Raw genomic sequence first — 24,880 nt, forward strand, 5'->3', positions numbered from 1 at the left:
CTCGCGCACCCCGCATACGTTCAACTGTCGAAGCGCTTCGACACCATGCGCCGGGAAGTTAGGGACCCCCACATGAAGTTCACCGACGGCTACTGGCTGCTGCGCGAGGGCGTCACCGCGGCCCATCCCGCCGAGGTCCTCGACGTCACCGAGTCGGACGACGCACTGGAGTTCCACGCGCCGACCCGGCCCATCCGCTCCCGCGGCGACCTGATGACGGGCCCCGTCCTGACGCTGCGCGCCCACACCCCCATGCCCGACGTCATCGGCCTCACGCTGACGCACTTCACGGGCGGACAGCCCCGCGGCCCGGAGTTCGAGCTCACCGGCTCCCGGCCGGGCGCGCGGATCTCGCACGACGACGAGCACACGACCCTGACCTCGGGCGAGCTGTCGGTGCGGGTGGCCCGCGGCGGCCCCTGGCACGTCGAGTTCGCCGCCCGCGGCCGCACGCTCACCGGCAGCGGCCACAAGAGCATGGGCATCATGCGGGACGCGACCGGCGCCCACCATCTGCGCGAACAGCTGGTGCTCCAGGTGGGCACCGCCGTCTACGGCCTCGGTGAGCGCTTCGGCCCGCTGGTGAAGAACGGGCAGGTCGTCGACATCTGGCAGGCCGACGGCGGCACATGCAGCGAACAGGCCTACAAGAACGTGCCCTTCTACCTCACGGACGCGGGCTACGGCGTCTTCGTCGACCACCCGGGCCAGGTGTCCTTCGAGGTCGCCTCGGAAGTCGTGTCCCGGGTGCAGTTCAGCGCGGAGACACAGGAGCTGACGTACTACGTCATCTACGGCCCGACCCCGAAGGACATCCTGCGCAAGTACACGGCCCTGACCGGCCGCCCGGCCCTGCCGCCCGCCTGGTCGTTCGGTCTGTGGCTTTCGACGTCCTTCACCACCTCGTACGACGAGGAGACGGTGACGTCCTTCATCGAGGGCATGCGGGAGCGCGAGCTGCCCCTCTCCGTCTTCCACTTCGACTGCTTCTGGATGCGCGAGTTCCACTGGTGCGACTTCCAGTGGGATCCGCGGGTCTTCCCGGACCCGGAGGGCATGCTGGCCCGGCTCAAGAGCCGGGACCTGCGTGTCAGTGTCTGGATCAACCCGTACATCGCCCAGCGCTCCCCGCTGTTCGCCGAGGGCAGGGAACTCGGGCATCTGCTGAGGCGCCCGGACGGCAGCGTCTGGCAGTGGGACATGTGGCAGCCCGGCATGGCCCTGGTCGACTTCACCAGCGCGGCCGCCCGCGACTGGTACGCCGCCAAGCTGGAGGCGCTGCTCGCGCAGGGCGTCGACTGCTTCAAGACCGACTTCGGCGAACGCGTGCCGCTCGATGTGACCTGGTCCGACGGCTCCGACCCGGAGCGCATGCACAACTACTACACGTACCTGTACAACCGCACGGTCTTCGAGGTGCTGCGCAAGCACCGAGGCGAGGACGAGGCCGTCCTCTTCGCCCGCTCGGCGACCACGGGCAGCCAGCAGTTCCCGGTGCACTGGGGCGGCGACTGCGAGGCGACATACGAGTCGATGGCCGAGTCCCTGCGCGGCGGCCTGTCCCTCGGCCTGTCGGGCTTCGGCTTCTGGAGCCATGACATCGGCGGCTTCGAGGGCACGCCGTCACCGGCCCTGTTCAAGCGGTGGCTGGCCTTCGGCCTGCTCTCCTCGCACAGCCGGCTGCACGGCAGCTCGTCGTACCGCGTGCCCTGGCTGTTCGACGAGGAGTCGGTGGACGTCGCGCGCCACTTCACCCGGCTGAAGCTGCGGCTCATGCCCTATCTGTACGAGGCGGCCAGGACCGCCCACACCGAGGGCGTGCCGGTGATGCGGGCGATGGTGCTGGAGTTCCCGGACGACCCGGGGTGCGCGCACCTGGAACGGCAGTACATGCTCGGCCCGGACCTGCTGGTCGCGCCGGTGTTCAGCGACGAGGGGGATGTCACCTACTACGTCCCCGAGGGCACCTGGACCCACTTCCTGAGCGGGGAGACGGTGACCGGCCCGCGCTGGGTGCGCGAACGCCACGGGTTTCTGAGCGTGCCGCTGCTGGTCCGGCCCGGGGCCGTGATCCCGGTGGGCGCGGTGGACGACCGCCCGGACTACGACCATGCCGCCGGTGTGACCCTGCGGGCGTACGGCCTCCGGGACGGCGACCGGGTGACGGTGCCGGTCGGGGAGGTGACCTTCACGGTCGTACGCGAAGGGGACGCCCTGCGGGCGTCGTGCAGCGACCCGGCGACGGCATGGACTCTCGCGGACGCCGGCGGCCACGACGTCCGGCCATGACACAGGCCCCGCCGCTCGAAAGCGGCGGGGCCTGTGCCCACATGGGATGAGTGGAGATGGCGGGAATCGAACCCGCGTCCAACGGTGCGGAAGGAGGGCTTCTCCGTGTGCAGTCGGCTGTGCTTTTCTCGGCCCCGGAGATCACGCCGACAAGTCTCCGACGGGCCCAGTCACTGTTTGGTTTCCCTCTTCACCCCGTGACCGGGATCAAGGTTTAGTCCCCTAGATGATGCCAGGATCCGGGTCGGGAACACCCCCGGGCTGACACTCCCTTAAGTAGGGGAGCCGCTGCTCGCTACCTGAAAATCAGGCAGCGAGGGCGAGCTCGCCCTGGGAGACAGATCGCTTGGAATTGGCGATTATTTTTTTCGGCCTGTGGTTTACGAGATCATGGCCGCTTCCTCGACACGCTTCCCCTGCTTCGACAGCCGCTGTCGAAACCGATCATCCCCATGTTGATTTTTCAAACCGTGCGCCCTGCGTGGGGTGCAGGTGCCATCGTACGTGACCAACGCGGGTCGGTGCCAGCGTATTCCCCCACCCGCCGGAGACCCCCGGTGACGTGCGGGGACCTACGCCCCCTGCCTCCGGCGCACCGCGGAGACCGCCCGCTCCGTCTCGCGCCGGTCCTGCTTCTCGCGGAGGGTCTGGCGCTTGTCGTACTCCTTCTTGCCCTTCGCCAGCGCGATCTCGACCTTGGCGCGGCCGTCCTTGAAGTACAGGGCGAGGGGCACGATGGTGTGCCCCGTCTCCTGGGACTTGGACTCCAGCTTGTCGATCTCGAGGCGGTGCAGCAGCAGCTTCCGCTTGCGCCGGGCGCTGTGGTTGGTCCAGGTGCCCTGGCTGTACTCCGGCACATGCACGTTGTGCAGCCACGCCTCGTGCCCGTCGATCTGCACGAAGCCGTCGGCCAGCGACGCTCGTCCCTGGCGCAGCGACTTCACCTCGGTACCGGAGAGGACCAGACCGGCCTCGTAGGTGTCGATGATGAGGTAGTCGTGCCGCGCCTTCTTGTTCTGCGCGATCATCTTGCGCCCTTTTTCCTTAGCCATAGTGCCGTCCATTTTCGCACTACGGAGGGGGCCGCGGGAAAGTCGATTACGACGGGCCGGCGAGGCCGCGCAGCAGAGTCTCGGCCCGCTGGAGGGCCCCGTCGTCGGTTTCCAGGTCGGGCGTGATGCCCCGGCCGTCGACTCCCCGGCCCGAGGGGGTGCGGTAGTGCCCGACGGTCAGCTCCGCCACGGAGCCGTCGGGCAGCCTGCTCGGCATCTGGACCGAGCCCTTGCCGAAGGTGCGGGAGCCCACGACGAGGGCCCGTCCGCGGTCCTGAACAGCACCGGTGAGAAGCTCGGCCGCGCTCATCGTCCCGCCGTCGACGAGCGCGACCAGGGGTCTCGTCGTGTCGCCGCCGGGCTCGGCGTGCAGGGCGCGCTGCTCGCCGTCGACGTCGTACGTGGCGACCAGGCCGCCGTCGAGGAAGGCGGAGGCGGCGGTGACGGCCTCGGTGACCAGGCCGCCGGAGTTGGCGCGCAGGTCGAGGACGATGCCGGCGCCGCGCGGGGCCTGCCGGACGGCCTCGCGGATCTGTTCGCCGGAGCCCTTGGTGAAGGTGTCGACCCGAATGACGGTGACCGAACCGGCGACCTCCCGGACGCTGACCGAGTCCGTGGACAGCCGGGCCCGGCGCAGGGTCTCGCTCCACGCGCGCGTGCCGCGCTCCAGGCCGAGCCGGACGGTGGTGCCGGCGGTGGCTTCGGTGGCGTCCCCGCGCAGTAAGGAGACGACCTCGGTGACGGGCCGCCCGTCGGTCCGCTCGCCGTCGACGCTGCGCAGCACGTCCCCGGGGCGGATCCCGGAGGCGGCCGCGGGCGAGCCGGAGCGCACCTTCGTCACCTCGATACGGCCGTCCCGTTCGCTGCGGGCCCACAGGCCGACGCCGGTGTACTGGCCGTCGAGGGACTCCTCGAACTCCTCGTACTCGCCCTGGGAGTAGACGGCGCCCCAGCGGTCCCCGCTGCGGCTGACCGCGCGCTTCGCGGCCTCCATCGGGGACTTTCCGTCGGCCATGGCCTCCTCGGCGGCCCTGGCGACATCGGCGTGGTGCCCGGCCGGGGTGGCCGAACGGGCCTCGTCGGGAGCGGACTTGCGGTCGGCCTGCGGGAGGGACCCGGTGGCCGCTCCGGCGACGAGCACGCTCGTGAAGAGCAAGGTCAGGGCGGCCCCGCGGCGGATGCGGCGGGGCTGACAGAACGGGTCACGACCTGACATGCCGGTGAGTCTAGGACAAGGGGAAGGGCCGTACGGCGGGTTGACCGCACGGCCCCTCTTGGCATGTGTCACACCTTCAAGTACTTGCGCAGCGCGAAGAACGCGGCCAACGCCGGCATCAGGAGGCTCGTGGCGAGGATGAGCGGCAACTTGGTCAGGACCGCGTCCCAGCCGATGAAGTTGATCAGATTCAGCTTCTCGGACAGCGCCAGACCGTGGTCGATGATGAAGTATCTGGCGACCACCAGGAAGCCGCAGGCGACCGTGCCGCCGATGAGTCCGGCGACCGCGGCCTCCATGATGAACGGCGCCTGGATGTAGAAGCCCGAGGCGCCGACCAGGCGCATGATGCCGGTCTCGCGCCGCCGGCTGAACGCCGAGACGCGCACGGTGTTGACGATCAGCATCAGCGCGACGACGAGCATCAGCGCCATCACCGCCCGCGCCGCCCAGTTCATGCCGTTGAGCAGTCCGAACAGATTGTCCAGAATGCCCTTTTGGTCCTGAACGGACTGCACGCCGTCCCGCCCGTCGAAGGCGGTCGCGATGACCTGGTACTTCTGCGGGTCCTTCAGCTTGATGCGGTACGACTCCTGCATCTGGTCAGGCGTGAGGGAGCTGGCCAGCGGGGAGTCGCCGAACTGCTCCTTGTAGTGCTTGTACGCCTGGTCCTGGGACTCGTACGTGACCTTCTCGACCACACCTATCTTGCCGAGGTCGGTCTGGATCTGCTTCTTCTGGTCGTCGGTCACCGCGCCCTTGGCGCAGTTGGGGTCGGACTCGGCGTCGCTCTTGTTGCAGAGGAAGACCGAGACGTTGACCTTGTCGTACCAGTAGCCCTTCATGGTGTTGACCTGGTCGCTCATCAGGAGCGACCCGCCGAACAGGGCGAGCGACAGGGCGACGGAGACGATGACGGCGAAGGTCATCGTCAGGTTGCGGCGGAGACCGACGCCGATCTCCGACAGGACGAACTGGGCGCGCATGGCGACTGGTTATGCCTTTCCGTGATCTCGGGTGCGGTCTCAGTGCTGGTAGCCGTAGACACCGCGGGCCTGGTCGCGGACGAGGCGGCCCTTCTCCAGTTCGATGACGCGCTTGCGCATCTGGTCGACGATGTTCTGGTCGTGCGTGGCCATCACCACGGTCGTGCCCGTCCGGTTGATGCGGTCGAGCAGCTTCATGATGCCGACGGAGGTCTGCGGGTCGAGGTTGCCGGTGGGCTCGTCGGCGATGAGCAGCTTGGGCCGGTTGACGAAGGCCCGCGCGATGGCGACGCGCTGCTGCTCACCACCGGACAGCTCGCCGGGCATCCGGTCGTCCTTGCCGCCGAGGCCGACGAGGTCGAGCACCTGCGGGACGGACTTGCGGATCTCGCCGCGCGACTTGCCGATGACCTCCTGCGCGAAGGCGACGTTCTCGCCGACCGTCTTGTTCGGCAGCAGGCGGAAGTCCTGGAAGACCGTCCCCAGCTGGCGCCGCATCTGCGGCACCTTCCAGTTGGAGAGGCGTGCGAGGTCCTTGCCCAGGACGTGCACCTGCCCGTGACTGCACCGCTCCTCGCGGAGGATCAGCCGCAGGAAGGTGGACTTTCCGGAGCCGGAGGACCCCACGAGGAAGACGAACTCGCCCTTCTCGACCTCCAGGGAGACATCCCTGAGGGCGGGGCGGGTCTGCTTGGGGTAGACCTTGGAGACGTTGTCGAATCGGATCACGGATGCACCACGGGTCGCCGGGGGTAGATGAGCGTGACCATACGCGAACCGGGGAGCCGACCGCAGTCACCGACAGTGGTTGCGCAAGGGATGTGCCGTTTTGTACGTCCCTGTGAGAGCGAGCCGCGCGCCCCCCGGAGGAACCTGGCACAGTGGAGAGGGAACGTTCGCACCCGCACGAGCGTTACAGACAAGGAACCGGCGCAAGGAGGGCGAGCGCATGACGTACGACCGGTTGGTGTGCGCGAACTGCGCGGCCCCAGTGAGCGAGGGCAGGTGCCCCGTGTGCCGCGCGAACCGCGAGCGGCTGCAGCAGGAGAACTTCCTCGCGAATCTGAACCCGATGACGCTGATCGCACTGCTGACGGTGCTGATCGCCGCGGTGGCGCTGCTGGCGCACCAGACCGCGTAGCACCCGCGGACCACGGACACCCCACAGACACGGCCGAGGGCCCGGAGCGTTTCGCTCCGGGCCCTTGGCTTCGCGCTGTGCCTACGGTCCGTACGGACGTGGCTACCGTCAGGCGGCAGCCCCGCCGCGGCCGCCCACGAGGCGCGGCAGGAGGCGGAAGCCGACACCGCCGGCGATCATCGTGGCGGCGCCGATCACCAGGAAGGTGGTCTGCGCGGCACCCGTCTCGGCGAGCTCCGCGCCGTTGCCCTGGGCCTGGGCCTGGCCCTGCGGGGCCGCCGGGGTGGAGTCCGAGCCGGTGTCCGTGATGGAGGAGGAGCCCTCCTCCTGCGGGGAGGTGCCGCCGTCGGGGTCGGTGTTGTTGCCGCCGCCGTTGTTGCCACCGTTGCCGTTGCCGCCACCGTTGCCGTTCCCGTTGCCCGGGTCGGTCGGCGCGTCGGTCGGGTCCTCGGTCGGCTCGGTGGGCTCGTCCGTGGGCTCCGTCGGCTCGTCCGTGGGCTCCTCGGTCGACGGCGGGTCGGTCGGGAGGTCCGTGGGCGGGTCGGTGGGGAGCTCGGTCGGCGGGTCGGTCGGCGTCGGGGACGGCGACTCGTCGGCGCACAGGATGCCGAGCAGGCAGTCCTCGGTCTCCGCGGCGGATGCGGCACCGGCGGCGGTCAGCGAGGCACCGGCCGCGATCACGGCGCCGGCCGCTATCCGTGCGACACGGATCCGCGTCTTCTTCGTCATGTGGTTGCTACCCCCAGTAGCTCGTCAGTGAGGCAGGGCTCGGGGCTGCGATCGACAGGGCGGCTGCGGTGAAGAAGCCCCCCGGTTCACATGCGCCCCAGAGACACGCATGCCGCGCTTTACCCTTCCCATTTTTCAAGAACACGTCAAGGGCGTTTGCGGGCGCCATGTCCAACTCTGGGAGCTATGCGGAGAGTCGAACTCTGTGAGTGTGATGTAAAACCCAGACATCCGGGCACAGAAAAGGCAACCGCCGCGCTCAGGGCGGCAGTTGCCTTGTCGACAAACTTACTTCTCCTGCTGCTTGCGCCAGCGAATTCCGGCCTCGAGGAATCCGTCGACCTCACCGTTGAAAACGGCCTCGGGGTTACCGACCTCGAACTCGGTGCGCAGGTCCTTGACCATCTGGTACGGGTGCAGCACGTACGAACGCATCTGGTTGCCCCAGGAGTTGCCACCGTCGCCCTTGAGGGCGTCCATCTTGGCCTGTTCCTCCTGGCGGCGCCGCTCCAGCAGCTTGGCCTGGAGCACGTTCATGGCCGTCGCCTTGTTCTGGATCTGCGACCGCTCGTTCTGGCAGGAGACGACGATGCCGGTGGGGATGTGGGTGAGGCGCACCGCGGAGTCGGTGGTGTTGACGCCCTGGCCGCCGGGGCCGGACGAGCGGTACACGTCGACCCGCAGTTCGGACTCGTCGATCTCGATGTGGTCGGTCTGTTCGACCACGGGCAGGACCTCGACGCCCGCGAAGGAGGTCTGGCGGCGCCCCTGGTTGTCGAAGGGCGAGATGCGCACGAGCCGGTGCGTGCCCTGCTCGACGGAGAGCGTGCCGTACGCGTAGGGCGCCTGGACGGCGAAGGTGGTCGACTTGATGCCGGCCTCCTCCGCGTACGACGTCTCGTAGATCTCGGTCTTGTAGCCGCGCTGCTCGGCCCAGCGCAGGTACATGCGCTGGAGCTTCTCGGCGAAGTCGGCGGCGTCGACGCCGCCGGCCTCGGCGCGGATGTTCACCAGGGCCTCACGGGAGTCGTACTCGCCGGAGAGGAGGGTGCGGACCTCCATCTCGTCCAGCGCCTTCTTCACCGAGGCGAGCTCGGACTCGGCCTCGGCGCGGGTGTCCGGGTCGTCCTCCTCCTCGGCCATCTCGAAGAGAACGCCCAGGTCGTCGAGGCGACCGCGCAGGGCCTCGGCCTTGCGCACCTCGGCCTGGAGGTGGGACAGCTTACTGGTGATCTTCTGCGCCTCATCGGGGTTGTCCCACAGGGACGGCGCGGCCGCCTGCTCCTCGAGCACGGCGATGTCTGCCCTCATCTTGTCGAGGTCCAGAACGGCCTCGATCGACTCCATGGTCGAGGAGAGGGACTTGAGCTCTTCGGATACATCGACGACTGCCACGCCTCCAGCGTAACGGCTCCGCCCGGCGGCCATCGCCGGGCGGGCGGAGACGACGTCCGAAGGGGGCCGGGCCCTCCGGCGCCGCCGGAGGTCAAGAGGGAAGGCGCATGCCGAGTGCCCGGTGTACGGCGGCACGGCGTCATCGGCCACCCGGCATCGGCGGCCAGGGCCGGACGCGACCGCCGATGCCATCGGCTCGCGCTGTTCCCCGGGCACGGTCCGGGAGCGGCGGAGCCGAGCCCGGTGTCCGGAGGTGCCGGGACATCGGTGACCCGGACGCGACCACCGCCATCGGCCCGTGCCGTTGCCCGGACCGGGTCAGGGCGACTGCGGGGCCGAGTTCCTCGTGTCCTGGGGAGGGGTGCTCGCGTCGTCGTCCGACGTGGACAGCCACACGCCGACGCCGATCGCGGCCACGAGGGCGACCGCGCCCGCTCCGAGCGCCAGACGGCGGCGCCGGGCGGCGGCGCGGTTGCGGGCCGAGCCGGGCCGCGGTGTGCCCGTCGTGCGCGGGGCGCGGGCGGTGCCGTGGGCGCCGCCGGCCAGTTCGTCGGGGGCGGGGACGCGCATCGAGGTGTGGGTGTCCCGGTTGGAGTCGGCCGGCTTCGCGCCCGGCACCAAGGGGACGGCGCCGCGTCTGCGGATCCGCTCCGCGGCCGGCGCCGGTCCGGCCGGCTGCTCCTCCCGGTCGGCCTCCTCGGACTCCGTGTCCGGCTCGTCCACCTCCAGCGGCGGCATGCCCGCCAGCATCGGCAGCAGCTCCCGCAGCCGCGCCCCGAGCTCCGAGGCCCGCAGCCGCGAGGCCGGCGCCTTGGCCAGGCACTGCACGAGCAGTTGCCACAGCTCGTCGGGGATGCCGGGCAGCGGGACGACCGTCTCCGTGACGTGCCGGCGCAGCACCGCGCCCGGATGGCCGCCGCCGAACGGGGTGAACCCCGCGAGCAGCTCGTACAGCACCGTGGCGAGCGCGTAGATGTCGACGGACGCGCGCGGGGGCAGGCCCTCGACGATCTCGGGGGCGAGGTAGTCCGGCGTGCCGATGATCTTCGTGGCCTTGGTCCGGCGCGGGGTGTCGATGAGCTTGGCCACGCCGAAGTCGGTGAGCAGCGCGCGGTGGGAGCCGCCGGGGCCGAGCGGGCCCTGCATGTCCAGGAGCACGTTCTCCGGCTTCACGTCCCGGTGCACGACGCCCGCGGCGTGCGCGGCCGCCAGGCCGTCGGCGATGTCGGCCGCGATCGCCACGGCCGCCTCGGGCGGCAGCCGGCGTTCCCGCTCCAGCCGGGTCCTGAGGTCCGTACCGCGGACGAGGTCCATGACCAGCGCCAGGTCGTTGCCGTCCACCACCAGGTCGCGCACGGACACGACGTGCGGGTGCTCCAGGCCGAGCAGCGCCGTCCGCTCCTGCACGAAGCGTCCGACGAGTTCCTGGTCGGACGCGAGGTCCTCGCGCAGCAGCTTGATGGCGACCGGGCCCTCGGGGCCCTCGCCCAGCCACACCGTGCCGGCGCTGCCCCGCCCCAGGATCTGGTGGGCGGTGTACCGGCTGCCGATCTTCCGTGCCAAGGCTGCTCCTACCGACGCGTGTTGTCGCTAAAACTACGCGCAGGAGGAGCCAACCTTCACCGCCCGGGCGGAAATCACCCGCCAGGTGTCGACAAATCACCAACCCCGCATGGCGGTTCGGGTCAGTTCGTGCCCGAAGAGCCGCCGAGCTTCTCGATCCAGCCGGTCACCGTGCTGAACCAGTCGGTGAGCTGGTCCCAGTAGCCCTTGCCGGTGCCGATCCACTCCTGGAGCGGGCTCAGTTCCCAGATCAGCCAGCCGGCGACGAACAGGATGACGATCGTGAAGAGGCAGCCCTTCAGACAGCCGAGCCCGGGGATCCGCATCGGGTTGGCGCTGCGCTGCCGCGGCTGCCGGGGCTCGCGCTGCGGCTGCTGGGGCTGCTGCGGCTGAGGAGGCGGCGGGGGCGGGGCGTAGCGCTGCGGCTGCTGGGGCTGATGCTGCGGGGCGTACTGCTGGGGCTGCTGCTGCGGATGGCCGTAGCCGGGTCCGGGCTGGGGCTGCCTGCCTCGCTGCGGGGGCTGCTGCGGCCGGGCGACCTGGCGCTGGGGGCGGCGGCGCAGTGGGTCCTGGCCCGGGTCGAGGTAGTTCTGGACCTGCGTCTGCTCGTTGCGGTCGCGGGCGGCCCGCAGCTGGTTCTGCCAGGGGTGCGGGTCCTCGGGCCCGCCGCCCTGGCCCTGCTGGCCGGGGTGGCCGGGCGCTCCCGGCGGGACCGGCGGCATGACGGCGGTCGGGTCGGCCGCGCCCCGGTGGGGCAGGACCGAGGTGGGGTCGGAGGCGCCGGCCGGGCCGCCGGTGTGCGGCATGACGCTGGTCGCCGCGTTCGGGTCGTACGAACCCGCGCCCTGCGGGAGGACCTGGGTGGGGTCGGCCCCGCCGGACATGTCCGGGACGGGCGCGGGCGCCGGGTCGGGCGCCAGGAGCATGCCGACGCCCTCGGCGGCGGCGATCTGCGCGGAGTTCGCGTGCACGCCGATGCCCTCGGCGACGACGCGCAGGCCGCGGGCGAGGTTCTCGGCGCTGGGCCGCTCGTCCGGGTTCTTGCGCAGACAGCGCTCGATGACCGTCCACAGCGGGTCCGGGACGGTGGAGGGACGGCGCGGCTCGGCGCTCAGGTGCTGGTGCAGCACCTCGAGGGCGGAGCCGCCGGCGAACGGCGGACGGCCGGTGACCAGCTCGTACAGCAGGATGCCGGCGCCGTAGATGTCGACGGCGGAGGTCTGCGGACGGCCCTCGGCTCCCTCGGGCGCGACATACGCCGGGGTGCCGACGAACTCCTGGGTGCGGGTCAGCCCCGGGGAGTCGGCGAGGCGGGCGATGCCGAAGTCGGTCAGCAGCGGGTGCATCCGGCCGTCGTACTGCTGGAGCAGGACGTTCGCCGGCTTGAGGTCGCGGTGGACGACGCCGTCGGCGTGGCTGGCGGCGAGCGCGTCGGCAATCTGGGCGGTGAGCAGGGCCGCGGCGACGGGGCTGAAGGGGCCGTTGTCGCGCAGGTAGTGGTGCAGGTCGGGGCCCTCGACGAGGTCCATGACCAGGGCCAGCAGATCACCCTCGACCACCAGGTCACGGACCCGGACGATGTTCGGGTGGGTCAGCCGGAGCAGGACGGAGCGCTCCCGGAGGAACCGCATCACGACGTCCGCGTCGTTGGCCAGCTCCTCCTTGAGGACCTTGATGGCGACGGTCTCGCCGGGCTGCCCCGGCACGGCCGCCTCGGCGCCCGCGGTCTCGCGCTGGCGGGCTCGCCAGACGGTGCCCGTGGCGCCGCGTCCGAGCGGCTCCTCGAGCAGGTACTTGCTGCCTACCGGCCGCACGTCATGCGCTCCCTGCTGCTTGCCTTGCCTGCTGGCCTGTGTCCGACCCACTGTAGTGCCGCGATGCCGGGGACCGGCGTGTCGGCTTTCTGTGGGTCTTACGTAGCCGTTCTCACATCCGTTCGAAGCAAAGACGCTCACCTCGGTCTTGTGGTTGCCGGGAATGAACGTGACCGATCTCAAGACGTCGCCTGTGGGTCATCTCTCAGGCACTTTTGCGGGCAGAGCCGACCAATCAAGATCACCTTTTCCCGAGCGAGGGGCGCGGTGTCAGTGGCAGGTGCGAGGATGCCTGCAGGTATTGGCCGACGTGCTGGGGCGGGGTGGGGGACTCCGCGCCCGGGCAGAAGGGACCGCTGACGGCGATGCAGATCCGGCTGACCGTCGTAGATCCGCTGGGCCCGTCGGCGCCGGCGCAGGGCCGCGCCCCACGCAGCGACGTGCTGGTCACGGCGCCCGCCGGTACGGCGCTCGCGGCGGTGTCCTCGGCGCTCGCCCAGGTGGTCTCCGGCGGGGACGGCTCGGGCACGGTGGTGCTGTACGCCGGGGAGCAGCGGCTCGACGCCCAGCGCTGCACGCTCGGCGAGCCCCCGCTGACCGACGGCGCGGTGCTGTCCGTGGGCGCACCGGGCGAGCCGGAGCCGCACCCCGAGCTGGACGACGCCCCGGCCCAGCTCCAGGTCGTCGCCGGCCCCGACGCCGGCGGCGTCCATCTGCTGCACGGCGGCGAGATCCGCATCGGCCGCTCCGCCGACGCCGACGTGCCCCTGGACGACCCGGACGTCTCCCGGCTGCACTGCGCGGTGACCGTGGGCGCCGACGGCCGTGTCGCGGTCGCCGACCTGGACTCCACGAACGGCACGTCGCTGGACGGCAGGCCGGTGGGCGGCCGAGCCGTCCGGTTCGCGCCCGGGGCGCTGCTGCGGATCGGCGAGTCGGCGCTGCGTCTTGCTCCCGCCGGAGGACCGGGCGCCCGGGTCGGCACGACGCCGGACGGGGAGGGCCACGTGCGCGTGCCGGGCCCCGCCGGAGACGGCCCGACGACCCACCCGCGCGCGGCGCACCCCACCCCGGCCGGCCCTTCCGGCCCCACGCGGCACGCCTACGGCTCGGCGGCCTGGGGCACGCCGGCCACCGCCGGGCAGGGCTCCGCCGACTCGGCCATGGTGCCGGGGCAGGGCGGGGCACCCCGGGTCGAGAGCAGAGGTGCGGCGGCGGCCGAGCGTGGAGCGCACTCGGGGCCCGGACAGGGCAGGTCCGGTCCCGTGCCGGGTGCGCGGGGGCTGCGGGTCTCGGGGGCCCGGGGAGACGCTGCCGGTGTCTCTACTGAGGACTCCACGCGTGCTGCGTCCGGGGAAGAGACGCGAGCGGCCTCACCGGACGGGGTGGTTCGTGCCCCCCGGCAGCGCGGTGCCGGTGAGGGCTCGTCGCCCATGGCCGCCCCGGACGGCCCGGCCCGGACGTCCCGGCCGCGCGATGCCTCGCAGGCGGGGCCCGGCTTCGGGGACACCCATGCGGGTCGCTTTGGCGCGGGGGCGTTGGGCGGGGCGTTCGGCGGTGGCGGGGGTGACGGCATCGGTGGGGCGCATGGCACTGGTGGGGCCCACGGCGCTGGTGGGGCGCATGGCACCGGTGGGGCTTACGGCACCGGTAGGGCTGACGGCATCGGTGGGACCTACGGCGCCGCTGAGGCCCACAGCGCCGGTGGGGCCCACAGCGCCGGTGAGTCATACGGCACCGGTGGGTCTTACGGCCCCGGCGGGGCCCACGGCGCCGGTTCTCGGGCCGGAGCCGTCGGCGGGCCCGCTGCCGCCGATGCCGGGCCCGCTTCAGCTGCCGCCGGGCCGGGACAGGACGCTCATTCCGGTGGCGGCCAGGGGCAGGGCACCCCGGCCGGCTCCCCGGACGAGCCCTCCGGGCGCGGCCGCAAGGGCACTCCCCTCCGGGGTACCGACATACCGCAAGGGACCCGCAGGCGTGGCGGGCTCGGGGCGTGGGCCCGGCGGCTGGCCGGTGGGCGCGGCGAGCAGGGGCCGGACCCGCGCGAGACGTACGGGGACGAGCCTGCCGGCGGGACGGCGGAGCGGGCGGCCGTCGTGTCGGCGGTGCCGGAGACCTGGCCGGATCCGGCCACCCTGCTGCTGACGGCACTGGGTCCGGGGCCCCGGCTCTGGGAGCGCGGTCCGGGCCACCCGGAGGCGCTCGCGGTGCGCCTCGGCACGGCCGACCGTGCGGTGCCGGACGGCTCGGGCCTGCTGCCCGCGGTGCCGGTGACCGCCGGGCTGCGCGAGGTCGGCGCCCTGGGGCTCGCCGGGCCTCGGGCGCGGCTCGGCGGACTGGCCCGGGCCCTGCTGGCCCAGCTCACCGCGTTGCACTCCCCCGACATGCTGGAGATCGTCCTGATCGCCGCGGACCGCTCCCGCCCGTTGGAGGAGCGCACCGCCGAGTGGTCCTGGCTGGGCTGGCTGCCACATGTCCGTCCCGGGCACGGCCAGGACTGCCGGCTGCTCCTCGCCCACGACCGGGAACAGGCGGCGGCCCGCACCGACGAGCTCCTCCGCCGTCTGGAGGACCAGCTGGCGGAGGCGGGAGCCGGGAGCGCCGAGCCCCTCACCGGCCACCCGGCCCCGGACGACGCCCCCGGTACCGACGCTGCCGCCCCCTTCCCCGGCCCGTTCACCGTGCTCGTCGTGGACGGCGACCCCGGCGGGGCCGATCTGCGCGAGGCCGTGGCGCGGCTGGCGGCGGAGGGCCCGCGGGCCGGAATACACGTGGTATGTCTGGCCGAGACGGCCGCCGCCTCCCCGGCCTCGCCGGTGACGGAGACATACGAGGCGGCCTGCGCGGTGTCTCCGACGTTCCGGCAGTGCGGCGCGGTCGCGCTGCTCAGCGGGGATGTGGCGACGGCGCTGCGGCTGATGCGCGTGGCCAGGGCCGGGGCGGGCTCCGCGCCGGCCGGTCACGGCACCGTCGCCACCGTCGACGCGGTCTCTCCCGCCTGGGCGGAGCGGTTCGCGCGGGCGCTGGCGCCCCTGCGGACGGACGCCGCGACGAGCGAGCGGCAGCCGCGGGTCTCCGCTCCGCTGCCCCAGGCGGCCCGGCTGCTGGACGAGCTGGGCCTGGCCCGGGCCACCCCGGCGTCGCTGATGGCGCGCTGGGCGGACGCGGCCGACGACGCGGACGCGCTGGGCGGCCGGGTGCGCGCGGTGCTGGGCGCCGGGCCGCGCGGCCCGGTCGGCGTGGATCTCGCGGCCCAGGGACCGCATCTGCTGATCGAGGGCCCGCCGGGCAGTGGCCGCACCGAGCTGCTGCGGGCGATCGTCGCGTCCCTGGCCGCCGCCGAGCGGCCGGACCGGCTGGGCATCGTGCTGGTCGACGGCCGGGGCGGCTCCGGCACGGGCGCCGGGCACGGGGAGGGGCTGCGGGTGTGTACGGACGTACCGCATGTGACCACGCATCTCTCGGCCCACGACCCGGTCCGGATGCGGGAATTCGCGCAGTCCCTGAGCGCCGAGCTGAAGCGGCGCGCCGAGCTGCTGGGCCGGTCCGATTTCGCCGAGTGGCACAGCGGCCGTGAGCTGTCGGGCCGTATGGTCGCCCAGCGCACGGCCACGGCCCGCGGCGGAGTCCCGGGCGAGCCGGCCGCCGGGGCCGGTGCCGGGGATCTCGACTCCCCGTCCAGTTCGACCATGCGGCTGCGGCCCGGAGCGGCCCGGCGGCGGACGGAGGCGGCGCCGCCGCTGCCCCGGCTCGTCGTGGTCGTCGACGATCTGGACGCCCTGGTCTCCCCGTCGCTCGGCTCGACCGGGCGGCCCGCCGCCGGCTCGGTGATGCGCGCGCTGGAGGCCGTGGCCCGGGAGGGCGAGCGACTGGGCGTCCACCTGGTGACGGCCTCCGGCCCGTGCCCCCGTACGGCGGAGACGGAGCCGGCCCGCCGGGCCACCCTGCGCGTCGCGCTCGACGCCCCGGCCCCCGGCCCGGACGAGCCCGCGCCCGGCCGGGGCAGCCTGACGTGCTCCGACGGGCGGGTCACACCGCTCCAGGGCGGGCGGGTCACCGGCCGGATCCCCCGGACGGCGACCCTGCGCCCCACGGTCGTACCGCTGGAATGGCACCGCATGGGTGACCCTCCGGCCCGGCGTCCGGTGCGGGAACTCGGAAACGGCCCGACCGACCTGGCACTGTTGGCCAGCGCGCTGGAAAGGGCGGCGAGGGAGGTCTCGGCGGCAGAGGTGCCGTCACTTCTGTAGCACTCGCCAGCACGCGTGCGTGGTGCTGGCCGGATGCCGACCCCATCCGATGATCAGAGGTTCAGCCGCTGGTCACGAGGGGGTCACGATCCCCCGCTTGACAGCCGACGCCATCTTGCCGCCCCGCACACCCGGGCGTAGACCAGATCGCACGGGAGCGCGCTCGACGTTCGACGAGGAACGAAGAACGGGGCAGTCATGCGCATGACGAGCAGCACCATCCGGACACGCTGGTCGCCCGAGAAGGCGACCCCTCAGAGCCGCAGAGCCACCAGGGCAGCGGCCGCCGTCGCCGCGGGAGCGCTCGCGCTCTCGCTCACCGCCTGCGGAAGCAGCGACAACGACAGCGGTGGAAGCACGGGCGACATCCAGCAGACCGCCGACAACGTCACCCTTCCGAAGCTGGACGGGACGAGCCTCGAGGTCGCCGCCGTGTGGAGCGGCACCGAACAGGCCAACTTCAAGAAGGTCCTGGAGGAATTCGAGAAGCGCACGGGCGCCACGGTCACGTTCGTGCCCGCGCAGGACCCGATCATCAACTTCATCGGCTCGAAGGTGGCCGGCGGGCAGCCGCCGGACATCGCGATGCTGCCGCAGCCGGGCGCCATCAAACAGGCCGTCGACAAGGGCTGGGCCAAGCCTCTCGGCTCCGAAGCCCTCAAGGAGCTCGGCGAGAACTACTCGCAGGGCTGGCAGGACATCGGCAAGGTAGGAGGCAAGGAGTACGGCGTCTACTACAAGGCCGCCAACAAGTCCCTGATCTGGTACAACAACCAGGTCTTCGAGAACGCGGGGGCCAGTGAGCCCGAGACCTGGCCGGATCTGCTCAACACCGCGCAGACGGTCTTCGACTCCGGCGTCACCCCGTTCTCCATCGGCGCCGCCGAGGGCTGGACGCTGACCGACTGGTTCGAGAACGTCTACCTCTCCCAGGCGGGCCCGGAGAAGTACGACCAGCTGGCCAAGCACGAGATCAAGTGGACGGACCCGTCCGTGAAGGACGCGCTGACCACCCTCGCGCAGGTCTGGGGCAAGCCCGACTGGATCGCTGGCGGGGCGAACGGGGCGTTGCAGACCGACTTCCCGGCCTCCGTCAACCAGGTCTTCACCGGCGGGGACCAGCCCAAGGCGGCCATGGTCTCCGCGGGTGACTTCGCGCAGGTCAACATCCCGTCGAGCATGAAGATCGGGACGGACGCGAAGGTGTTCCCGTTCCCCGCGGTAGGTGACAACGGCCCGGTGGTCTCGGGCGGTGACGCGGCCGTGATCCTGGAGGACTCGAAGGGCTCCCAGGCCCTGGCCACCTGGCTCGCCTCCCCCGACGCGGCGGAGATCCAGGCCAAGCTGGGCGGCTACCTCTCGCCGAACAAGAACGTGCCGAACTCCGCGTATCCGAACGCGGTGCAGCAGAAGATCGCCAAGGCGCTCATCGACGCCGGTGACGACTTCCGCTTCGACATGTCCGACCAGGCCCCACAGGCCTTCGGCGGCACGCCCGGCAAGGGTGAGTGGAAGATCCTCCAGGACTTCCTGAAGAACCCGAAGGACATCGCGGGTACGCAGGCGAAGCTGGAGGCCGAAGCGGCCGCGGCCTACGGGAACTGATGCCATGACGTCTGCCACGGCGGCAGGGGGCAGCGGGCCCCCTGCCGCCCCCAAGACGCGCAAGAGTGTGACCGGCACCCGCAGGACCGTCGCGGCGCTGTTCCTGCTGCCCGCGCTCGTCCTGCTCGGCGCGCTCGTGGTGTACCCGATCGGGTACTCGGTCGTACGCAGCTTCTACGACCAGTCCGGTGAAGGCTTCGCCGGAATAGACAACTACAAGTCCCTCTTCACCGACGAGGGCATCCGCACCGCGCTGAAGAACAACATCATCTGGGTGGTGTTCGCGCCGACGGTCGCGACGGCGCTCGGCCTGATCTTCGCGGTGCTGACCGAACGGGTGCGTTGGGGTACGGCGTTCAAGCTGGTCGTCTTCATGCCGATGGCGATCTCGATGCTGGCGGCGGGCATCATCTTCCGCCTGGTGTACGACCAGGATCCGGACAAGGGCGTGGCGAACGCGGTGTGGGTGGGCGTGCACGACACGTTCGCCCCGTCGTCGGCGTTCCCGAAGGCCCATCCGGGCCGGGAATCGCCGCTGGAACCGGCCGGCGGCGGCGCGTTCATCACCAAGTCGCCCGTGCGCGCGGGCGAGACCGTCTCGCTGCCCCTGGTGGGTGTGGCGCCCGATCTGATGCCGGACGACGCGAAGACCGCGGTGGCGCCGAAGCCCGAGCCGGACAAGGTCACCGGTACGACCTGGCAGGACTTCACGCGCGGCAAGGGCGTCGGCAAGCTCAACGGGATCGACCCGGCCGAACTGGGCTACGCCGGCATGAAGGTCGAGGCGGTGAAGGACGGCAGGGTGGTGGCGTCGGCGACGGCGGCCGACGACGGCACCTTCACCCTGCCCGCCTCGGCCGACGGGGCCCAAATCCGGCTCCCCGCAAGCAACTTCGCGGAGCCCTACAACGGTTTGGACTGGCTCGGCCCGTCCCTGGTCACCCCGTCCATCATCGGCTCGTACATCTGGATGTGGGCGGGATTCGCGATGGTGCTGATCGCGGCCGGGCTGGCGAGCGTGCCCCGGGAGTTGCTGGAGGCCGCCCGGGTCGACGGCGCGTCCGAGTGGCAGGTGTTCAGACGGGTCACGGTGCCGCTGCTGGCGCCGGTCCTCGCGGTCGTCATGGTCACCCTGATGATCAACGTGCTGAAGGTCTTCGACCTGGTCTTCATCATCGCCCCCGGCTCCTCCCAGGACGACGCGAACGTCCTGGCCCTGGAGCTGTACCGCAAGGGCTTCTCCGAGGACCAGCCGGGCATCGCCAGCGCCATCTCGGTGTTCCTGCTGCTGCTGGTGATCCCGGTGATGTGGTTCAACGTACGCAGGCTCAGGCGGGAGGTGCGGCGATGAAGGCGAAACAGTCGCTGGGGTCCCGGCTCGCCGAGGGCGTCAGCGGTGGGCTGCTGCGGGTGTTCCTCATCGTGGTCGGCCTGTTCTGGCTGGTGCCGACGATCGGTCTGCTGCTGTCCAGCCTCCGCTCGCCGGAGAACATCGCGGCGAGCGGCTGGTGGAAGGTGTTCACGGAGCCGTCGCAGATCACCTTCGACAGCTACGCGAAGTTGCTGGAGAACGACGACATCACCAGTTCCCTGCTGAACACGGTGTGGATCACCGTCCCGGCGACCCTGCTGGTCGTGATCATCGGCTCGCTGGCGGGCTACGCCTTCGCCTGGATGGAGTTCCCGGGCCGGGACTGGTGGTTCCTCGGGGTGGTCGGCCTGTTGGTCGTACCGGTGCAGGTCGCGCTGATCCCGATCGCCGAACTCTTCGGCAACATCGGCATCTTCGGCACGGTGCTCGGCGTGGTGCTCTTCCACGTCGGCTTCGGCCTGCCGTTCGCGGTGTTCCTGCTGCGGAACTTCTTCGCCGAGATCCCGAGAGAACTGCTGGAGGCCGCGCGCCTGGACGGAGCGGGTGAACTGCGCCTGTTCTTCCGTGTCGTGATGCCGCTGGGCGGCCCGGCGATCGCCGCCCTCGGCATCTTCCAGTTCCTCTGGGTGTGGAACGACCTGCTGGTCGCGCTGATCTTCTCGGACTCCGGGAGCCAGCCGATCACGGTCGCGCTCCAGACCCAGGTACGGCAGTTCGGCAACAACATCGACGTGCTGGCACCCGGCGCGTTCATCTCGATGGTGATCCCGCTGGCCGTCTTCTTCGCGTTCCAGCGGCAGTTCGTGTCCGGCGTGATGGCCGGAGCGGTCAAGTAGCCGTAACAATAAGGGAGTTGAGGGGGCGGGCCGGTGGCGGGCCGCCCCTTCGGCATTCCCCCGGATGACGTAGCCGCCGTAACCAAGTGGCCCTCCCGGCCGTTCCCGGGCCGAACGCCCGCGCCGACCGATGGATGGCCTCTTGCCCAGGTTCAGTGTCATTGTCCCCGCGTACCAGGTTCAGGCGTACCTGCACGAATGTCTGGAGTCGGTGCTCTCCCAGTCCTGTCCCGATCTGGAACTGATCGTCGTCGACGACTGCTCGCCGGACGCGTGCGGCGCGATCATCGACGAGTTCGCCGCCCGCGACGCGCGTGTGCTGCCCGTCCATCTGCCCGAGAACGTCGGCCTGGGTCCCGCCCGCAACGCCGGCGTGGCCCACGCGAGCGGCGACTATCTGCTGTTCCTCGACAGCGACGACACCCTCACGCCCCACGCGCTGCGCTCCATCGCCGACCGGCTGAAGGAGACCGGCGAGCCGGACGTCCTGGTCTTCGACTACGCGCGCACCTACTGGACGGGCGAGGCGGTCCGCAACCAGGCGGCCCTGCAGCTCTCCGAGGCGGGCCCGGCCCCGTTCCGCCTGGAGGACCGGCCGGGCCTGCTGAAGCTGCTGATGGTCGCCTGGAACAAGGCCTACCGGCGGGAGTTCGTCGAGGAGAAGGGGTTCGCCTTCCCGCCCGGCTACTACGAGGACACGCCGTGGACGTACCCGGTGCTGATGACGGCCGAGTCGATCGCGACCCTCGACCGCGTCTGTGTGCACTACCGGCAGCGGCGGCTGGGCAGCATCCTGCGCACCACCAGCGAGCGTCACTTCGACGTCTTCGACCAGTACGACCGGATGTTCGCGTACCTCGATGAGCGCCCGGAGCTGGACCGGTGGCGGCCGGCGCTGTTCCGCCGCATGGTCCACCACCTGGCGATCGTGTACTCCCGGCGGGACCGGCTGCCGCGCGGCTCGCGGGCGGACTTCCTGCGCCGGGCCCGCGCCCACTACCGCCGCTATCGCGTCCCGGGCCCGCCCGTCCCGCTGCGCGCCCGGGTGCACCACACCCTGATCCGCTTCGGCCTGCACCGCACCTACCGCACGCTCCAGCTGACGGCGGCCCTGCACCGCGCCACCGCCCGGACCACCACAAAGCTGCTGCACGGCCTGCGGACCGCCGTACTCAAGGTCCACTACGGCGTCCAGCGCTGCCTCCCCGTGCGCTCCGACCGTGCCGTCTTCGCCGCCTACGACGGCCGCGGCCACGGCTGCAACCCGGGCGCGCTGGAGTCCGCGGTCCGCGACCTCGCGCCGCATGTGCGCACGGCCTGGATCGCCCGTCCCGAGCACCACCACGCGAGCCCGCCGGGCCCGCGCTGCCTCGTCCCCGGCTCCGCCGCCTACTGGACGGCGCTCGCCCGCTCCCGGTACCTGGTCAGCAACACGGACTTCGACCACCGCCTGGTGAAGCGCCGGGGCCAGGTCCTGATCCAGACCGGGCAGGGCACCCCGCTGGGGCACATCGGCCTGGACCTCCAGGAACGCCCGGCGGCGGCGCGCGGCAGGGACTTCGCCCGGCTGCTCAAGGGCGTCGACCAGTGGGACTACGTGCTGTCCGCCAACCGCCACACCACCCTGACCCAGGAGCGCGTCCACCCCGGCCGCTACACCACGCTGGAGTACGGCTACCCGCGCAACGACGTGTTCCGGACGGCGACCACGGCGGACGTGGCCCGGCTGCGCGCCTCGCTGGGCATCCCGGAGGGCACGGTGGCGATCCTGTACGCGCCGACCCACCGCGACTACCGCCGCTCCCAGCACCGCACCCTCGACCTCCAGCGGATCGTGCGCCGCCTCGGCCCGCGCTTCATCGTCCTGGCCCGCGCCCACCACGCCTACGGCGCCCCGCTGGCCACCACCCGCGGCCGGGTCGTCGACGTCAGCGACCACCCGAGCGTGGAGTCGCTCTGCCTGGCCTCGGACGCCCTGGTCACGGACTACTCGTCGCTGATGTTCGACTACGCCAACCTGGACCGGCCGATCGTGATCCACGCCGACGACTGGGAGGCGTACGAGGCGGCGCGCGGCACCTACTTCGATCTGCGGGCCTCCCCGCCGGGCGCCCTCGCGCGGGGCGAGGACGAGCTGATCGACATCTTCGCCACCGGCCACTGGCGGGGCTCCCGCTCGACCCAGCTGCGCGCGGCGTTCCGCGAGCGGTTCTGCGCCTATGACGACGGACGGGCCGCCGAGCGGGTCGTCCGCCGTGTCGTTCTCGGGGAGTCGGAGCTGCCGCCGGTCGTCCCGCTCGGCGAGCGCCGCCCGGCGCCGTCGGCGGCGGCCTCGCTGGCGCGTGAGCCGCTCGCCACGGTGCCGCGCCCGGCCGGTCCCTTGTCCTGAGAAGCCTCCAAGCCCTCGACAGAAAGACAGAAAGAGCAGAATGCCCCGCTTCAGCATCGTCGTCCCGTCCCATGGGGTCGCCGGCCGGCTGTCACTGGCGCTGGACTCGATCCTCGCCCAGTCGTTCGGCGACTTCGAGCTGATCCCGGTGTGCGACGCACCCGACGCACCGGCGGCCGACGTCGTCGCCGGGTACGCCGAGCGGGACTCCCGGGTGACGCCGGTGCACTCCCCGCCCTCGGCCGGTCTGGCCGGGGCGCGCAACACCGGGCTGCGGGCGGCCGTCGGCGGCCATGTGCTGTTCCTCGACGGCGACGACGTCCTGGTCCCAGAGGCACTGGCGGCACTGGACGCCCGGCTGAGCGCGGTGGGCGACGTCGACGCGCTGTACTTCGAGCACGAGCGCACCCCCTGGTGGGAGGGCGAGCCGGCCAACCCGGCAGCGCCCCTGCTGGCCAGGACCCCGGACGGGCCCTTCTCCCCCGACCGGGCCCCCGAGCTGACGGGCGTGACACTCCCGGCGTGGAGCGCGGTCTACCGCCGGGCCTTCCTCACCGAGCGGGACATCGCCTTCCCCGGGGACCACTTCACCGACGTCGGGTTCGGCGCCCTGGTCGCCCTGCGGGCGGAGCGGATGGCGGCCCTGCGCACGGTCGTCGTCCGGCATCTGCTGCGCCGGCAGGGCAACCGGCTGAACCTTCCGGGCGGGCACCACACCGAACTGCTCGACCAGACCGAGCTGGTGCTGACGCGGGCGGCGGAGCAGGGGCTGTCGGCGGACCGGCTGAAGCCGCTGTTCACCCAGCTCTTCGCCGCCGTACTGAAGACGGCCGCCCACCCCCGGCGGCTGCCGGCCGGGCGGCGCGCCTTCTTCCGCCGGGCGTGCGCCCTCTACCGACGGCACCGCCCCGCCGGTTACCGGGCGCCCGGCGGCAGCCTCGGTGTCCAGCACCGGCTGCTGGCGGCCGGTTCGTACCCGGCGTTCCGCACCCTGCGCGCCGCCAACCAGGGGGCGCTGCGGGCCGCCGCGCTGCTCCCGCGCCCCCGAGGGCTGCGCACCCGGCTGCGCTACGCGGTGAGCCTGCGCCTCCCCCTCGACAAGAACCTCGCCGTGTACTGCGCGTACTGGGGCCGGGGCTACGTCTGCAACCCGGCCGCGATCCACGCCAAGGCCCGCGAACTCGCCCCGCACCTGCGCTCGGTGTTCCTGGTGGAGCCCGATGCGGTGGACACAGTGCCGAAGGACGTGGAGTACGCGGTCATCGGCAGCCGGAAGTACTGGGAGGCGCTGGCCCGCGCCCGGTACCTGGTCAACAACGCCAACTTCGCGGACGCCGTGGTCAAGCGCCCCGGCAGCACGCACCTCCAGACCCAGCACGGGACCCCGCTGAAGACGATGGGCGCCGACCAGGCGACGTATCCCGTGGTGGCCGCGGCGACGGGGAGCTTCGCCAGACTGCTGGCCCGGGTGGACCGCTGGGACTACAACCTCACCTCCAACCGCCACTCCACCGAGATGTGGGAGAAGGCGTTCCCCGGGGCGCACGAGACCCTCGAGTACGGCTATCCGCGCAACGACGTCTACTGCACGGCGTCCGCCGAGGACGTCGCCCGCGTCCGCAAGGAACTCGGCGTCCCCGAGGGCAAGAAGGCGATCCTCTACGCCCCCACGCACCGCGACTACGCCACCGGCTTCGCGTCCGGCCTGGACCTGGCCGAGTTCTGCGAGGCGATCGGCGACGAGTACGTGGTGCTGCTGCGCGCCCACTACTTCTACGACCAGGGGCCCGGCCGGGGCGGCGGCCGGATCATCGACGTCACGGGGCACCGCTCGTCCGAGGACGTGTGCCTGGCCGCCGACGCGCTGGTCACCGACTACTCGTCGATCATGTTCGACTACGCCAACCTGGACCGGCCGATCGTCGTGTACGCCGACGACTGGGACGTCTACCGGGAGACCCGGGGCGTCTACTTCGACCTGATGGAGCTCCCGCCCGGCCGGGTCACCCGTACGCCCGAGGAGCTGGCGGCGGCCTTCACCGACGGCGGCTACGCGGACGAGTCCGCGACGGCCCTGCGCGCCGCGTTCCGGGAGCGCTTCTGCCAGTTCGACGACGGGCGGGCCGCCGAGCGCGTCGTACGCCGGGTGCTGCTGGGGGAGCCGCCCGAGGCGATCCCGCCCGTGATCCCGCTCGCGGAGCGCGTCCCGGCCCCCGCCGCCACCCTCGTAAGGAGCTGACCGA

16 protein-coding genes and 1 other RNA gene are annotated in these 24,880 nt (G+C 71.8%); 8 read left to right on the top strand and 9 right to left on the bottom strand.

Features of this window, described 5'->3' with window-relative positions; translation table 11 throughout:
- The first annotated feature begins 72 nt into the window (after window positions 1-72).
- On the top strand, window positions 73-2,289 hold the full coding sequence (gene yicI, locus ACWIF2_RS13995) for an alpha-xylosidase (RefSeq protein ID WP_454360476.1): 2,217 nt from the start codon (window positions 73-75) through the stop codon (window positions 2,287-2,289).
- Window positions 2,290-2,337: 48 nt separating this feature from the next.
- On the opposite strand, the gene ssrA is transcribed toward yicI, so the two are convergent.
- From ssrA to ftsE, 5 genes are all read right to left on the bottom strand, one after another.
- Window positions 2,338-2,741: a transfer-messenger RNA gene (gene ssrA, locus ACWIF2_RS14000) on the bottom strand.
- 120 nt (window positions 2,742-2,861) lie between these two features.
- Window positions 2,862-3,341 (bottom strand): SsrA-binding protein SmpB, encoded by a 480-nt coding sequence (gene smpB / locus ACWIF2_RS14005; protein ID WP_454360477.1) that lies wholly within the window; start codon window positions 3,339-3,341, stop codon window positions 2,862-2,864.
- Window positions 3,342-3,387: 46 nt separating this feature from the next.
- Complete coding sequence (locus ACWIF2_RS14010; RefSeq protein WP_454360478.1) at window positions 3,388-4,557, bottom strand: S41 family peptidase; 1,170 nt, start codon at window positions 4,555-4,557, stop codon at window positions 3,388-3,390.
- A 68-nt stretch (window positions 4,558-4,625) separates the two neighbouring features.
- Window positions 4,626-5,543, bottom strand: coding sequence for a permease-like cell division protein FtsX (gene ftsX, locus ACWIF2_RS14015; RefSeq protein WP_454360479.1), 918 nt, complete (start codon window positions 5,541-5,543; stop codon window positions 4,626-4,628).
- Window positions 5,544-5,582: 39 nt separating this feature from the next.
- Window positions 5,583-6,272 carry a cell division ATP-binding protein FtsE gene (gene ftsE, locus ACWIF2_RS14020; protein WP_184593314.1) on the bottom strand — a complete coding sequence of 230 codons (690 nt, stop codon included), beginning with the start codon at window positions 6,270-6,272 and terminating at the stop codon, window positions 5,583-5,585.
- Between the two features lie 220 nt (window positions 6,273-6,492).
- Here ftsE and ACWIF2_RS14025 point away from each other — a divergent pair, with 220 nt between their 5' ends.
- Window positions 6,493-6,684 carry a hypothetical protein gene (locus ACWIF2_RS14025; protein ID WP_261683029.1) on the top strand — a complete coding sequence of 64 codons (192 nt, stop codon included), beginning with the start codon at window positions 6,493-6,495 and terminating at the stop codon, window positions 6,682-6,684.
- A 108-nt stretch (window positions 6,685-6,792) separates the two neighbouring features.
- Here ACWIF2_RS14025 and ACWIF2_RS14030 read toward each other — a convergent pair whose 3' ends face one another.
- The 4 genes from ACWIF2_RS14030 to ACWIF2_RS14045 form a co-directional block, all read right to left on the bottom strand.
- Window positions 6,793-7,413, bottom strand: coding sequence for a hypothetical protein (locus ACWIF2_RS14030; RefSeq protein WP_454360480.1), 621 nt, complete (start codon window positions 7,411-7,413; stop codon window positions 6,793-6,795).
- Between the two features lie 288 nt (window positions 7,414-7,701).
- Entirely contained in the window at window positions 7,702-8,808 is a 1,107-nt protein-coding gene (gene prfB, locus ACWIF2_RS14035) for a peptide chain release factor 2 (protein ID WP_454360481.1), read from the bottom strand.
- A gap of 318 nt (window positions 8,809-9,126) precedes the next feature.
- A complete protein-coding gene (locus ACWIF2_RS14040; RefSeq protein ID WP_454360482.1) occupies window positions 9,127-10,371 on the bottom strand; it encodes a serine/threonine-protein kinase in 1,245 nt (414 codons plus the stop codon).
- Window positions 10,372-10,493: 122 nt separating this feature from the next.
- Window positions 10,494-12,185 (bottom strand): protein kinase domain-containing protein, encoded by a 1,692-nt coding sequence (locus ACWIF2_RS14045; protein ID WP_454360483.1) that lies wholly within the window; start codon window positions 12,183-12,185, stop codon window positions 10,494-10,496.
- Between the two features lie 365 nt (window positions 12,186-12,550).
- Between ACWIF2_RS14045 and ACWIF2_RS14050 the strand changes: the two genes are divergently transcribed.
- From ACWIF2_RS14050 to ACWIF2_RS14075, 6 genes are all read left to right on the top strand, one after another.
- Window positions 12,551-16,435, top strand: coding sequence for an FtsK/SpoIIIE domain-containing protein (locus ACWIF2_RS14050; protein ID WP_454360484.1), 3,885 nt, complete (start codon window positions 12,551-12,553; stop codon window positions 16,433-16,435).
- Window positions 16,436-16,633: 198 nt separating this feature from the next.
- Entirely contained in the window at window positions 16,634-18,040 is a 1,407-nt protein-coding gene (locus ACWIF2_RS14055) for an ABC transporter substrate-binding protein (protein ID WP_454360485.1), read from the top strand.
- 4 nt (window positions 18,041-18,044) lie between these two features.
- Window positions 18,045-19,391: a carbohydrate ABC transporter permease gene (locus ACWIF2_RS14060; protein WP_454360486.1), complete on the top strand. Its 1,347-nt coding sequence runs from the start codon at window positions 18,045-18,047 to the stop codon at window positions 19,389-19,391.
- Complete coding sequence (locus ACWIF2_RS14065) at window positions 19,388-20,248, top strand: carbohydrate ABC transporter permease (protein ID WP_382500014.1); 861 nt, start codon at window positions 19,388-19,390, stop codon at window positions 20,246-20,248. The genes ACWIF2_RS14060 and ACWIF2_RS14065 overlap by 4 nt, the downstream gene beginning before the upstream one ends.
- A gap of 142 nt (window positions 20,249-20,390) precedes the next feature.
- Window positions 20,391-22,637 carry a bifunctional glycosyltransferase/CDP-glycerol:glycerophosphate glycerophosphotransferase gene (locus ACWIF2_RS14070; protein WP_454360487.1) on the top strand — a complete coding sequence of 749 codons (2,247 nt, stop codon included), beginning with the start codon at window positions 20,391-20,393 and terminating at the stop codon, window positions 22,635-22,637.
- 40 nt (window positions 22,638-22,677) lie between these two features.
- The gene (locus ACWIF2_RS14075; RefSeq protein WP_454360488.1) at window positions 22,678-24,876 is read left to right on the top strand and encodes a bifunctional glycosyltransferase/CDP-glycerol:glycerophosphate glycerophosphotransferase; all 2,199 of its coding nucleotides are present in this window, start codon (window positions 22,678-22,680) and stop codon (window positions 24,874-24,876) included.
- Window positions 24,877-24,880: the final 4 nt, after the last annotated feature.

It is taken from the genome of Streptomyces sp. NPDC055506 (assembly GCF_053643595.1).